Annotated in this window: 12 protein-coding genes; 5 read left to right on the top strand and 7 right to left on the bottom strand. The window is 46.0% G+C overall.

Annotated features, from left to right (window positions below; translation table 11 throughout):
• The first annotated feature begins 14 nt into the window (after nucleotides 1-14).
• Nucleotides 15-575, top strand: a complete 561-nt coding sequence (gene efp, locus AC3FZD_RS15810; RefSeq protein ID WP_488736956.1) for an elongation factor P — start codon at nucleotides 15-17, stop codon at nucleotides 573-575.
• Between the two features lie 64 nt (nucleotides 576-639).
• On the top strand, nucleotides 640-1,128 hold the full coding sequence (gene accB / locus AC3FZD_RS15805) for an acetyl-CoA carboxylase biotin carboxyl carrier protein (protein ID WP_488736955.1): 489 nt from the start codon (nucleotides 640-642) through the stop codon (nucleotides 1,126-1,128).
• Nucleotides 1,129-1,145: 17 nt separating this feature from the next.
• Here accB and AC3FZD_RS15800 read toward each other — a convergent pair whose 3' ends face one another.
• On the bottom strand, nucleotides 1,146-1,265 hold the full coding sequence (locus AC3FZD_RS15800; RefSeq protein WP_347179296.1) for an NAD synthetase: 120 nt from the start codon (nucleotides 1,263-1,265) through the stop codon (nucleotides 1,146-1,148).
• Nucleotides 1,266-1,385: 120 nt separating this feature from the next.
• Here AC3FZD_RS15800 and murD point away from each other — a divergent pair, with 120 nt between their 5' ends.
• Entirely contained in the window at nucleotides 1,386-2,747 is a 1,362-nt protein-coding gene (gene murD, locus AC3FZD_RS15795) for a UDP-N-acetylmuramoyl-L-alanine--D-glutamate ligase (protein WP_488736954.1), read from the top strand.
• Between the two features lie 186 nt (nucleotides 2,748-2,933).
• Here the strand turns inward: murD and AC3FZD_RS15790 are convergent, their stop codons facing one another.
• Entirely contained in the window at nucleotides 2,934-3,665 is a 732-nt protein-coding gene (locus AC3FZD_RS15790; protein ID WP_488736953.1) for a hypothetical protein, read from the bottom strand.
• A gap of 39 nt (nucleotides 3,666-3,704) precedes the next feature.
• A complete protein-coding gene (locus AC3FZD_RS15785) occupies nucleotides 3,705-4,379 on the bottom strand; it encodes an actin-binding WH2 domain-containing protein (protein ID WP_488736952.1) in 675 nt (224 codons plus the stop codon).
• A gap of 140 nt (nucleotides 4,380-4,519) precedes the next feature.
• Between AC3FZD_RS15785 and AC3FZD_RS15780 the strand changes: the two genes are divergently transcribed.
• Nucleotides 4,520-6,466: a WD40 repeat domain-containing protein gene (locus tag AC3FZD_RS15780; protein ID WP_488736951.1), complete on the top strand. Its 1,947-nt coding sequence runs from the start codon at nucleotides 4,520-4,522 to the stop codon at nucleotides 6,464-6,466.
• Between the two features lie 47 nt (nucleotides 6,467-6,513).
• The gene (locus AC3FZD_RS15775; RefSeq protein WP_488736950.1) at nucleotides 6,514-6,720 is read left to right on the top strand and encodes a hypothetical protein; all 207 of its coding nucleotides are present in this window, start codon (nucleotides 6,514-6,516) and stop codon (nucleotides 6,718-6,720) included.
• A 64-nt stretch (nucleotides 6,721-6,784) separates the two neighbouring features.
• Here AC3FZD_RS15775 and AC3FZD_RS15770 read toward each other — a convergent pair whose 3' ends face one another.
• The 4 genes from AC3FZD_RS15770 to AC3FZD_RS15755 all read right to left on the bottom strand — a co-directional run bounded on the left by AC3FZD_RS15770 (nucleotide 6,785) and on the right by AC3FZD_RS15755 (nucleotide 14,092).
• A complete protein-coding gene (locus tag AC3FZD_RS15770) occupies nucleotides 6,785-8,140 on the bottom strand; it encodes a TrkH family potassium uptake protein (protein WP_488736949.1) in 1,356 nt (451 codons plus the stop codon).
• Between the two features lie 102 nt (nucleotides 8,141-8,242).
• Nucleotides 8,243-9,805, bottom strand: coding sequence for a hypothetical protein (locus tag AC3FZD_RS15765; RefSeq protein ID WP_488736948.1), 1,563 nt, complete (start codon nucleotides 9,803-9,805; stop codon nucleotides 8,243-8,245).
• Nucleotides 9,784-10,218, bottom strand: a complete 435-nt coding sequence (locus AC3FZD_RS15760; RefSeq protein ID WP_488736947.1) for a hypothetical protein — start codon at nucleotides 10,216-10,218, stop codon at nucleotides 9,784-9,786. Before AC3FZD_RS15760 ends, AC3FZD_RS15765 begins: the two co-directional genes overlap by 22 nt.
• Before the next feature lie 346 nt (nucleotides 10,219-10,564).
• The gene (locus tag AC3FZD_RS15755) at nucleotides 10,565-14,092 is read right to left on the bottom strand and encodes a CHAT domain-containing protein (protein ID WP_488740360.1); all 3,528 of its coding nucleotides are present in this window, start codon (nucleotides 14,090-14,092) and stop codon (nucleotides 10,565-10,567) included.
• Between the last annotated feature and the right edge of the window lie 100 nt (nucleotides 14,093-14,192).

Below are 14,192 nucleotides of genomic sequence, written 5' to 3'. Positions count from 1 at the left end.
GACCCAGCGTTTTTATGATTTCGAGTAACGATTTTAGAACGGGCGTGTCCATCGAACTCGATGGCAGTGTATGGCGGGTAATCGAGTTCTTGCACGTTAAACCCGGTAAGGGATCTGCTTTTGTCCGCACGAAGCTGAAGAATGCCCAAACGGGTAGCGTGATTGAGCGGACGTTCCGGGCAGGGGAAACAGTCCCTCAAGCAAATTTGGAGAAGAACACAAAACAGTTTACTTATCGCGATGGAGATCAGTTGGTGTTCATGGATATGGCGACCTATGAAGAGAGTCGCCTGAATGAAAACCAAATTGGCAATCGCGTTAAGTATCTCAAAGAAGGTATGGAAGTGAATATTCTTACCTGGGGTGAGAGAGTAATCGATGTGGAATTGCCCAACTCCGTTATTTTAGAAGTGATAGAAACCGATCCCGGTGTGAAAGGAGATACGGCTACGGGAGGAACGAAACCGGCTACTGTGGAAACCGGCGCTCAGGTAATGGTTCCTTTGTTTATCTCCATTGGTGAAAAGATTAAAATTGATACCCGTGACGATAGCTATTTAGGCCGAGAAAAGTAATTCCATCAACTTAAACCGGTTAAAACCATTGTATACCAAGCACTAGAGAAAGGGTGAAGCAACTGTGAATTTGAACTTTGACGAACTCCGTGAACTACTTACTACTTTAAGTCAAACCGATATTGCGGAGTTGACGTTAAAGAGTGATGCCTTTGAGCTGACGGTTCGCAAGGGAGAAACTGGCCCGGTCGCCAGTGTATCTCATGTTGCCGTCTCTCCTCCAGTTGCCCAAAGTCCAGTGCCTACCCTGACGCAGATCGCTCCACCCACACCTCCGGTGAGTGAACCCTCTCCACCTCCTCTAGAGCAAAAACTAGAAGAGATTAAGTCCCCCATGGTAGGGACATTCTATCGCGCTCCAGCTCCGGATGAGCCGCCCTTTACGGAGGTGGGCGCTCGCATTCGGGTGGGAGATACGGTGTGTATTATTGAGGCGATGAAGTTGATGAATGAGCTGGAGGCGGAAGTCTCTGGAGAAGTGGTAGAAATCTTGGTGGACAATGCCCAACCCATTGAGTTTGGACAGGTGTTAATGAGAGTAAAACCGAATTAGGTTTAAACGCCCTGATTTCACTTTTTATCCTGCTCATTAAAACCGGCTAATCCTTGAAAGAGCATGACTAAACCGCCGATGGCAATGGCGATCGCTAATCCCCCGGCGATCCAGTCTAAAACTTGTGTATTTTCCATGATTCCTCTGAGTGTTGGCTATGTTTAATAGGGGCGAAGTGTGATTAACTCCGATTCAAAGGTTCAGAATATCACACAAACCCTTATCATTAAGTAACAAACCCTTGTTGCTAAAAAGATATGCCCCTTGCTCATGTCATTGGTTTAGGTAAATCGGGAATCGCAGCCGCTAAATTGCTACACCGCCAAGGATGGCAGGTGCAAGTGAGCGATCGCCAAATCTCCGACTCCTTACGCCAACAACAGAAAATCCTTCAGGATCTGGGAATTGCCTGTGAGATTGGACATTCCTTTAGTCTAGAGGATGCTCCGCTTCCTGAACAGATTTTGGTCAGTCCTGGGGTTCCCTGGGATCTTCCCCTGTTGGTGCAAGCTAGAGCGCAAGGCATTGAAACCCTAGGAGAAATGGAACTCGCTTGGCGAGATCTCAAGGATATTCCTTGGGTGGGAGTCACGGGAACCAATGGCAAAACCACGACTACGGCTTTAATTGCTGCGATTTTTCAGAGGGCTGGCTTCCATGCTCCCGCCTGTGGTAATATTGGCTACGCTGCCTGCGAGTTGGCCCTGGGGGAAAAACGGCCCGATTGGGTGATTGCGGAAATTAGTAGTTATCAGATTGAATCGTCCTCTACCCTGTCCCCGCAAATTGGGGTTTGGACAACGTTTACCCCCGATCATCTCAACCGCCATAAAACCCTGGACAATTATTACAATATTAAAGCGCAGTTATTGCGGCGATCGCATCAGCAAGTCTTGAATGGTGATGATGCCTATTTACATCAAGTTGGCCTCAAAGAATGGCCTGATGCCTATTGGACAAGCACTCAAGGCAAACAGCATTTAGTGGGTTCTCCCCAGAAAGGTATTTACATTCAAGACCGATGGGTGATGGTGCAAGGAGACCCCATTTTACCGGCTGCCAGCTTAAGGATGGTGGGGGCCCATAATCAGCAAAACCTATTAATGGCGGTGGCGGTGGCTCGGTTAGCGGGTATTGAACGGGAAGCGATTGCGGAGGCGATTGTCACTTTTCCCGGCGTTCCCCATCGTTTAGAACTCATTTGTACCCTGAATAAAATTGACTTTATTAATGATAGCAAAGCCACTAATTATGATGCTGCTGAAGTTGGCTTATCGGCGGTGCAAGCTCCCGTGATTTTAATAGCTGGTGGAGAAGCCAAAGAAGGCGATGATACCCAATGGTTGCATCGGATTAAATCTAAAGCAGCAGCAGTGTTACTCATCGGTGAGGCAGCACCCCATTTTGCCCAACGGTTAGAAACGTTCGGTTATGATGCCTATGAAATTATGGAAACCTTGGATCGAGCCATCCCCCGCTCCTTAATCCTAGCCCAACAGTATAAAGCTAAAGGGGTATTATTTTCTCCTGCCTGCGCCAGTTTCGATCAATATGCCAATTTTGAACAACGGGGCGATCATTTTCGCCAGTTGTGTTTAGAAATGACAGGAAAGAGCTAAGAATTTGGGGAAATCAATTTAAAAAATGAATCTAAAATGAATTCATAATGAAAGCAAAATAAAAAATTCAAAATAGCTTGCTTTTTAATCAGCATTGATGATGATTCCTCATTTTTGCCCTTACCCTGATAATCGGTAATGGGTAAACCTTTTTTAGGCTTAAAAATCCCCAAACTTTCAATTATTTTATCTCCCACTCACCTGTTGCAATTTCCGCAGTTCCCGATGAACACTAATGCCAATTTCCAAAGTTTCATTAATTAAGCGTCCATAATGACCATCTTGACCTTGGACATCAAAATCAATTAAATCCGATAAATTGCGATCCAATTGATGGAACAAATCATCGGGTAATTGGATTTGATGATACTCGCGCACCAGTCGTTCGGCTTTCAGGGCATGGATAAAGCTATCTTTCGTAATTTTCAGTGCTTCAATCATTTGATTACGATTCTCAGTATCTTGCTCCATATAACCGTCAGTAATCAACCCATCCATACGATAGAATATGGTTACAATGCGCTCATAATTGTCCAGTTCATTTAAAAGATTGAGTAAGTAAATCAAAGATTTAGAACTCAAATAAACGTACAGGTTAATGATGAAAAACAAAAAAGCAGTCAACCCCAAGCTAGAGGCGACGGGTATCCAGTAATTAGGATTAGCGCTATTCCAGGAATTTTTAATCACCAGTAGGGTTGTGCCAGAAGCAATCACTAAGGTAAGAAAAAATAAGCCTAACTCTAGTCCCGAAAATTTTAGCAAAGCTGCATTTCTTTTTTCCTCATTAGATTCCTGATGACTAACTTTCGCCCAAACCCGATAATATTCTCCCAGGAAACTATCATGGATAGAAATACCACTTATTTTTTGCAGAGTTTCATCGGATATTTGCAGATCTTCTGAGTCTGAATTCATAACAATTAGGGGACAAAATACAGATGGGATTGAGTGAAATTAGTTAAATAAAGAAATAAACGACTTGAAAACCGCACTATAAAAATTACTTTCTAAGGGACGGAAAAGTTCAAATTCTCTTCCTGGAGTTCCCATAAAAGGACGCAGTGTCCAACCGAGTTGACTACCAATGATGCCATATAAGAATAACCATCCTAAAAGTATTTTGTGGCGAATTTCATATCCAATTTCATCAACCTTCATTAGTTGTTTCATGCCTTGATAAAACCACTGAATTCCGAAAAATCCAGTCACTCCTAGAATAACAACATTTAAGAGGAGATAGAAGTGATAATCGGCGATGCTTAAGAGGAAGAAAACGGTAATGGGAGCAAAGGCACAGAGTAAAATGCTAATCAATCCCATGGCACTCATGAGTAAACAGAGATATTGTTCAACTTTACATTTAGAGCCAAATAAGACATTGAAGATATATAATGTGGGGAAACAGATGATTAAGGTGAGTAGGTAGAGTGCAGGGAGTTTCATGGCTGAAACTAAGGATTGATACCAATGACCATAGGCTCCCATAATCAATCCATAAAATCCGAAAAGTAGGGAACTAGAAATAAATAGACCCGTGATTTTGGATTTGATTTTAACACCTTGATAAATTTCCTCCATGAATGAATTTCGCTCCCGTAGCATCTGCATGATGATGGCAAAATAATTCATGACCATTGACTCCTGAAGTGATAGATTATAATAGAATGACTTAAAAAGTAATCTTTAAGTTCCCATTTTCCATTGTAAGCTGAACTTTGGGGATTAATATCAATTGTATGAAATATTCAAGCTTATTTAAGATACTATGGATGATGGCTATTTCTGTGCTAATGCAAAGTTCAGAAATAGCCTTAAGAAGGGATGGGGCGATGGCATTACCGATGGGTGGCATTATCGCTCAACCGGTGCAGCGTTTGCGTAGCGTTCCCCCTGGAATTCCACCCACGCAACGACTATCAGAACATACAAAAGCAGTGAAAGCCGTTGCGGTGAGTCCTAATGCTCGCATCGTTGCCAGTGCTGGGGAAGAGAATCAAATTTATCTGTGGGATTTGTGGGAAAGTCGGCCCATAGGGATGCTAACGGGTCATACGGAAGCGGTGTTAGCGTTGGCTATGAGTCCACGGGGTAAATTGATGGCTAGTGCTGGTTTAGACCGCACGATTAAGGTATGGAATACAGCAACAGGAGAGGAAATGACCACATTTACGGGTCATCGTAATGGTATTTTAGCCCTAGCCATTAGTCGGGATGGACGGATTTTAGCCAGTGGGGGCTTGGATCGGATGATTCATTTATGGAATCTGGAAACGGGAAAGGCGATCGGGGTTTTAGAAGGTCATGAAGATTGGGTGCAAGCGTTAACTTTTACACCGGATGGGAATACCTTAATTAGTGGCAGTGCAGATGCAACCATTCGCTTTTGGAATCTTTATACGGGTGAAGAACAACAGATTTTAGAGTCGCCAACCGGTGGTATTTTAGCTTTGGCCTTGAGTGAAGATGGACGGGTTTTGGCTAGTAGTGGGTTTGAGGAGGCGATCGCTCTTTGGAATGTGCGGACGGGATTACTTGAAACCCTGTTAACCGGTCATCGCTTGGGAGTTTTGTCCCTGAAATTTAGTCCCACTGGACATATTTTAGCCAGTGGTAGCGATGATGGCACGGTGAAGTTATGGAATATAGCCACGCGATCGGAAATTCAAACCTTTTCGGGTCATGAAACCGGAGTGAGCGCGATCGCCTTTACCCCAGATCGTCGCTCCCTCATTAGTGGGGGAGATGATGCTATCGTCAATCTCTGGAATCTCGATACTCGTCTCTTTCCCGATAATTTCACCCCCCATGGTGATATGATTTCGGCCCTAGGGTTTACCGGGACAGGAGATTTATTAATTAGTAGCAGTTTAGACCAAAGCTTGAAGATTTGGCCCGTTGCTACAGCTCATCATTCGTCTCCCCTGCATACCTTTTCTGGTCATGAAACCTCTGTTTGGTCTTTAGCCATCAGTCCCATTCAACCGGTGGTGGCTAGTGGCAGTTTTGACGGCAAAATTAAGCTGTGGAATTTGATTACCGGACGGTTAATTGAGACTCTTACCGCTCATCAGGGGGGAGTGTATAGTTTAGCCATTAGCGCCGATAGTCAACTGCTGGTTAGTGGAGGAGACGATCGCACCGTCAAGCTATGGGATCTGCAAACTGGGGTGTTGTTGACAACCCTAGATGGCCCCAGGGAAACGGTTTATACGGTAACCTTGAGTGGCGATCGCCGTTGGTTAGCCTGCGGTAGCGCCGATGGCAGGGTTCACCTGTGGGATTTAAATCGTTTAGAGTTGGTCTCCAGTTTTCCCGCTCATCGGGGAGCAGTATACGGGTTAGCCCTGAGTAGAGATGGTAAATTATTAGCATCTGGAGGAGAAGACGGCCAGGTACGGGTGTGGGATTTGCGACCAGTTGAGCAGGGAAAACTGGAGATTCCCACGAGTCGTCGTTTACAGGAAAATGGAGCGCAGGTGCGATCGCTTGCTATTACCCAAGATGCCCGCTATATCGTCACCGGGTCAAGTAGCCCAGAAGTCAAAGTTTGGAACTTAGTCACCGGGGAATTGATGCATACCTTAAAGGGTCATACCGGAGGTGTTTCAGCTCTCTCTATTCACCCCAATAACCGCACTGTAGCTACCGGTAGCATGGATCAAACCATCCGCTTATGGGACTTAATTACGGGAAAATCCCAGCAAGTTTGGCGTTAGGGGATCATAATAGAGATTAGTGTTTTATCCTTGAGGAGTGTGCGATCGTGAACAGTCAATCCTTAGCTCGCTATATAGAAGCCACCGATGGCATCTCAAAACCCTGGTTGCTCGTCCAGTTACGCTTAAAAAAGCTACAAGAGCGTCGCCACGAACTCGAACCCCAAGAGTACATGGAGCAATTAACCGAAATTCACCAAGATCTGATGAAACTCGGCCAGTGGTGGAAAGGCATTGAGGATCGGGTCTTTTAGCCGTTAAGGATACCATGCTCAATGAAGCTCAACAACATGAAATCCAATAGTTTTCCCCATCGAGTCATCCAATTAATAAGTCTTCTTCAGAATAGCGAATTACCTTGGGTTTTGTATTTTGATAAAATGAAGCCATCAGTAACAAAATCCCGACCCGACCAATATACATAATTAAAATGATAACCAACTTAGCAAACTGAGATAGACTCGCCGTAATTCCTGTAGATAAACCAACGGTAGCAAAAGCAGAAACGACTTCAAAAAGAATAGGTAAAAAATCGATGCCTTGAGAACCCACACTAACTAAGATTGTGCCACAAATAATTACAAACAAAGAAGCAACGATTACCCCTACTGCCTTAATCAATAAAATATTGGGAATTTGGCGCTTGTAACATAACACTTCTTCGCGCTCTTGCAAAGCGGCTCTGGTGGCACTGAGTAATATTCTAAACGTGGTGGTTTTAATTCCTCCTCCGGTACTGCCGGGACTAGCACCAATAAACATTAAGAGAATGGTAATAAACAAGGAAGTTGTGGTCATTTTACCAATATCAATGGTATTAAATCCAGCCGTTCTCGTGGTCACCGACTGGAACCAAGCTGCCAGAATTTTTTCCCATAAATTCAGGGGTTCTAAGGTTGCTGGGTTATAAAACTCTGTCTGTAAGAAGGCGAGTGTACCGATCAGTAATAAGGCAATTGTGGTACTGGTGACAATCTTGAAATGCAAAGAAAAATTAAACCCTTGATTGCGCTTAATGACACGGCGATAAAACCAAGTATATAACTCCATAATCACTTGATAGCCAATGCCCCCAACGATGATTAAGGCAGTAATCACAGCTACTAAGGGGGTGGATGTGGCATAGGAAGAGAGGCTATCACTAAACAAGCTAAATCCGGCATTATTAAAGGCACTAACACTGTGAAAAACGGCTAACCAGAATCCTTGAGCATCGCCATAATCGGATTGAAAAACTTGCCATAAGCAGAAAATACCGGTAATCTCACAAATTAAGGTGACGGCAATAATCGATCGCACCAACTGCCCTACCCCTTCCATCCCTTGGGTATCTAGGGATTGCTGAATGGCGAGTTTATCCCTCAAGCCTAATTGTCGCCCTAACAATAATAGTAGAAAGGTAGTTGCGGTCATGTAGCCTAAGCCACCCACTTGACAGAGCAAGCACAGGAATAATTGTCCCCAAAAGGAGTAGAATTTCCCCACATCGACGATAGATAATCCGGTGACGCAGACGGAGGAGGTGGAGGTAAATAGGGCCTTCATTACATAATCTAGGGGCCCGTCAATGGTGGTAACACCCTCTGGGGTAATAGCAAAGGGTAACATTAATAAAAATGTACCGATCGCAATGACGGCTAAGAAACCAAGACAAATGGTACGCGCGACACTCATATCAATTAACAATTAACAATTAACTATTCCCGAATTGGCTTGTTGCAATCGCTCTTTAACTCTCAGGGCTTTTTGCTTTATGATACAAATATTAACTTGATATTAAGGATTTTTGTGACCCGATCGCCCCCCAACTATGCGTCCGATCCATTTTACCGCTCTGCACCAGGTCTTGCGTTGGAAGATTGCCCAGACTAAGCCAGCAGAGATCAAGCTGGCGAGAACGGCGATGATAAAGGGATGGAGGCGATCGCCGTGATGCTCTTGCCAGGGAAATGTCCAGGGTTCCTGGAAGATGAGGGTGGAGGTGGATGCAACGATCGCACCCACGGCGATTCCCATACCAATAGCCTGAATTTGGTCTTGGAGTTGTTGGTTTTGTTCCTGTAAACTGCGATCGCGTTGCGTTTGCTCAATCTCCACAATCCCACGAATCGAGGCAATAGCTTTATCCGCTAAACTGGAACCCTCCACAAAATAGTTAATTTCGTCAGCGATACGAGTTTGAAAATAGGGAGCAGTAACACAGGTAAACTCGCGGAAAAACTCCAGTTCCTCCGGTTGCACAGCATGATCCTTATCCTGGAGTTGGCGAAGAATCGCCCCTAACGTCACTTCGTAATTTTTGGTATTGATGGCGATCGTATTTCGGTTATGCTTGTAATTCCGCAACAACCGCGCATATTCCAAATCCAACGCCGCCAATTCCTTTAACACCGTTTTCAGGTTTTTTAACTGCTCATTGCTTAACTCTATATCCTTGGGTTTCTGCACCAATAAATATCGAAAATCCTTGACTTGTTTCTCTAAATCTGTATATTCAGCATAGATTTTTCTATACAGCAAGCGGCTATCTCGATAAGCCGATAAAATCTTATTGCGATAGTAAAATAAATCGATAAATTGCCGATAAGCCGCCACAAACTTTTTACTCGGTAACTCTTCCCGAAACAACCAAATTAACACATGAGCGGTAACATCCGGTTCCCCGTGGGAGTCAAAATCCAAAATTTGCCCGCCAAACTCAAAAATCGGGCTGCCAAACAATTCCCCCATTTTGTGCAAAGGTGGACGGTTTTTTGATTCGGGAATCAACTGCCTTAAACACCGTTGGACAAACTCTGTTACACTTGCCTCCGATGGCTCTTGATATTCCTGGGGGAGAAACGCCGTCAACAACAGGGTTTGTCCTAATGAACTTTGGACAAACTCCGGCAAAAATATCCTTTGCTGATTGACTTGCTGGTTCAAATTTCGCCAGAAAGAAATCTCTACATCAGCAGTTTTTTCCCCGTTGACTTCCTCATCTCGCCGGAAATTCACCGTTAAGCTATAACTATCATACAACCGATGGGCAAATATTCTCCCAGTAATTTCTAGGTCATTATCGGCGAGTTTACCCTGTAACTTCACCGACTTATCGGGATAGAGATTCACCACCGCCCCCACAGGTTCTGATTTTTCCTCCGGATGATGATAACCATAGAGTTTAAGCCGTTCCTCAAACCCTAAATTTTCCAGTATTTCATCACCCTTTTGCCACAAAAAATGTGGATTTGGGGCGGTGGAATCGGTTTTACCCGTTAATCCTCGCCACAGATGAAAGGCAAACAGATGTAAATTAGGAGCATAAACCCGGTTGGCTATTGATTCTTTCCGATCCATGTTGTTAAACTTTGGCGAACATAGAGAAACAGAGACATTTTGGGAGCAGATGAACCCGGAGCAATGAGAATCACCTCAGCCACAGTCGTTTCTCCTGATTCGATGATTTGGAAATTGGGAATCGTGTACTGCATTTCCTGGTTATTTGGCTCCTCAATTTCACCCACTTGTCCGCGCAGTTTGGCAAGAGCATTTTCAAAAGCAAGAGCATTTTCAAAAGTTGTTAGCTCTTGGGGAAATTGCTGCATCCAAGTAATAATTTTTGCCGCCGCTTCCTCTGTATCTGTTTCCGGGAGACTTACCAACTCCGTGGCTAATTGCTGGACTGATTGATAGGCTGTTTTGGGTAATATGGAAGGTTCCGTTTCCAGCAGTTGCGCTAACATGAGCAGGGTTTCGGTTGAGTCTTTCATAATTATCCCGTCTTTAGAGCCTTTTTGAACCACTAAATTTATGTATTATAACAGAAAATGTCGGGTGGGCCATGCCCAAAGTGATTATCTAAACCGATAATTTTCGGGGACATTGCCCACCCGACAATTGACTCTTGGCAGGGCGAAGCATTCGGGTCATAAATTCTCGGTTTGTCGCGAGAGATTCTCCGCCCGAATGCTTCGCCCCTACAGATGCTTGGTGTTCATTTTCGATATTATTGCAGATTGCTGATTGCGTACTCGCAATATATGGCTAAACTAACATTATTCACCGTGCATTTTCACTATATCACAGAATGGGTCAATTTTATACACCACCAAAAAATTAAACGCCAATGGCACAAAATGCTCCCCAATGTATTGGGTGTTGATAGGGTTGATAGTCAGGCTGCTTGAAACCTAAATAGAGATTCTCCCGCAGCTTTTTTTTAGCCGGGGCAGTTAAATCTTCAGCCGGGGGGTTTAACCACTCAGTTAACTTCTGTTTCGTCACCGTTCTCATCCACTGTTGCGCCTGCTTTAAAGCCAGAGCAATCGAGGGTTGAGTCTGCATTTCCTCATAAAATTTTACCATTAAAATCGCCGTGGATAAGTCATTCACTGCCCAGAGGCTGCAAATCACGTTGGTGGCTCCGGCATAGAGGAAACCCAGTCCTAAACTGATGTATTCTTCTAACTGTGGGGAAAAGTCCATTAACCCGGTTTCGCACGCGGAGAGAATCACTAAGCGACAGGTGGGTAAATCAAGCTGGAATAATTCCCCCAAGGTGTAACATAAGGTTAAATCCAGGGTTTTACCTTTGCGCCAGGGAATATATCGAGTATTGGCGGTTAATTCTTCCCTTGATTGTTCCCTGGGTGATGATTCCGGTTGCCCGTCTTTATGTTTTACCACCGCTCCCGCTAAGACTAAAGGAGATAGTAAGGGACTGGCAAAGTTAAACGCCCCATGTCCGGCAAAATGGACATATTCTGCCTCGCGCAAATCCTTGACGGTGTTGGGTTCCTGGAGGGCGGTTTTGCTGGCTTGCTGGCGGGCGAGATGGCGGGGAGTGGTGGGGAATTTTGGTAAAATTGCCTCTACTTCTAAGTCGGCATAAGCTAAATCTTCCGTGGGATTTTGGATAGCAAAGAGGCGCTGGCTTGAGGTGGTTTTGCGGTTGCGGCGGGATACTTTTTGCAAAAATTGACAACTGGGGGCATATTTTACCCCATCGGCAAATTTATCCATTAAATATGGCGGGTTGCTGCTGTTGTCCAGGGGTAAAATATGCAGGGGAAATAGGTGCAAGTCCCGATAGGGCACTAAAATCAGTTGGCGATATTTGTCCGTCAGGGGGGCAATCAGTTCTGATATATGCAGGATATCCGCGAGACGATGCAGGTAGTGATTAAATTGCTCTTCCCAGTCGGATTTTTTCTGGGCATAGGTGTCGAGATAGGTTTGGCGGAGTTCTTGTAATTGGGTATAGGCTTCTGGGGTGGAAATCCACACTGAGATCCCCCCTGCCCCCCTTTCCAAGGGGGGTTCTGAGTCTCTTAGCCCCCCCTTTTTAAGGGGGGGTTGGGGGGGATCTCCACCCGTCACCACAAAGGCATAAATCTGCTCGCGGGTACAATACCACTCAATTAGGGCAGTATGTTCGTCCAGTAAACCCTGAATCTCAGAAAATTTGATGGGTTCCACTCGCTGCGTCAGGGAAAAAGTGGGGTCATAGGTTTTGATGATATCCAGGAGTTTGTTTAACTTTTGTTCTGCCTTTTGATATTCTTGGCGAATCGTCTCAATGGCATCAGGAGTCAAACCACTACTGCTGCTGCCCCGTTGCCCCAGAGAGATCCCCCCTGCCCCCCTTTCTAAGGGGGGTTCTGAGTTTTCTTGCCCCCCCTTTTGAAGGGGAGGTTGGGGACGATCCAAAGTTTCCAACAATTGCTGTTTGGCAGTGACTTCCCGACGCAGGGTATCCAGTTGGGTGAGGATTTCTGGGGGAATATCGCCTTTGGGATAGAGTTCCCGGTTTGCCAGAAGTTCGATGAGGTTGCGGGATTTGCTGCGTTCCACACTGGCTAAGGCTCTACCGATATCGCCGCTATTGATGCAGGCTTGTACCAGTTTCTCATAAACTCCGATTTGAGCGGTGCGGCGTTTTTGTTTTTCCTGGTTGGATGCGGCGAAAGTGCAACTGGTTTCTACGGCGGTGATGGCTGCTTCATAGCCATAGATGGCAGTTTCCCAGTCTTGAGTATCAAAGGCGGTATCGCCTAAGTTCCGAGCGAGACGTAAGGCTTCTACAGGGAATCGGTTTGGGGGACAAGCGGCTAAACCCGCCCTCCATGCGAGGAGAGCTTCGGGGATTTGGTTTAACCCTTTATAGACAAATGCCATACTATTGTAACTGTAGGCCATCCCGGAGCGATCGCCCAATTCGGTTTCAATTGCCAAGCATTGCTGAAACAGACGCTCCGCCTCATCCCAGTTGCCGCGATTTCGCTGGATATCTCCCAACAGTCCCCAAGAGGTTGCCATCCCCGCGCGATCGCCCAATTCGGTTCTCAATGCCAAAGATTGCTGATACAGACGCTCCGCCTCATCCCAGTTGCCGCGATTTCGCTGGATATCTCCCAACAGTCCCCAAGAGGTTGCCATCCCCGCGCGATCGCCCAATTCGGTTCTCAATGCCAAAGATTGCTGATACAGACGCTCCGCCTCATCCCAGTTGCCGCGATTTCGCTGGATATCTCCCAACACTCCCCAAGAGGTTGCCATCCCCGCGCGATCGCCCAATTCGGTACTCAATGCCAAAGATTGCTGATACAGACGCTCCGCCTCATCCCAGTTGCCGCGATTTCGCTGGATATCTCCCAACACTCCCCAAGAGGTTGCCATCCCCGCGCGATCGCCCAATTCGGTTCTCAATGCCAAACATTGCTGATACAGACGCTCCGCCTCATCCCAGTTGCCGCGATTTCGCTGGATATCTCCCAACAGTCCCCAAGAGGTTGCCATCCCCGCGCGATCGCCCAATTCGGTTCTCAATGCCAAAGATTGCTGATACAGACGCTCCGCCTCATCCCAGTTGCCGCGATTTCGCTGGATATCTCCCAACAGTCCCCAAGAGGATGCCATCCCCGCGCGATCGCCCAATTCGGTTCTCAATGCCAAACATTGCTGATACAGACGCTCCGCCTCATCCCAGTTGCCGCGATTTCGCTGGATATCTCCCAACACTCCCCAAGAGGATGCCATCCCGGAGCGATCGCCCAATTCGGTTTCAATTGCCAAACATTGCTGATACAGACGCTCCGCCTCATCCCAGTTGCCGCGAAGTTTCTGGATATCTCCCAACACTCCCCAAACGGCTGCCATACCGGAGCGATCGCCCAATTCGGTTCTCAATGCCAAAGATTGCTGATACAGACGCTCCGCCTCATCCCAGTTGCCGCGATTTCGCTGAACAGAACCTAACTGTCCCCAACATAAAGCGATGTTAGCCTTATCCCCGATTGCTTCATACAATGCGAGAGACTGTTGCAAAGATTCCCAGGCTTGGGAATATTCAGAATGTTCATACTGTTGAAAACCCTGCTGCAATAGAGCATCTGCTGTCAGTTTTATTTCTAGCCGTGGCAACTCATAATTAGCCGTTTCTATTTTTTGGGCAAAATTCCGCAACCACCCGGCATTCCCCCGCCCCTGTTGTGCCCTCTTGTCTGCTTCTGCACGCATCACCTGCACCAACCCCGCATCCACCAGTTCCGGATTAGCACTCAATATCGCCACTTCCTCCCCACTGTCACAGTCGAGGAGTTCTTGAATCAGGGAGAGATAGGCTTGCGCTCGTTGTTCATCCATCGCCACGCACCGGGTAGGATCTGCCACTCTGATTTTACCCCACCAGCCAGAAACCGGGTTGCTTCCACCGACTCGTTTTTCAAAAAACTTGTCCCAGAAA

The organism is Roseofilum sp. KMC-1 (assembly GCF_057802075.1).
Note: the sequence above shows the minus strand (reverse complement) of the source record. Positions and strands in the feature narration are given on the sequence as shown.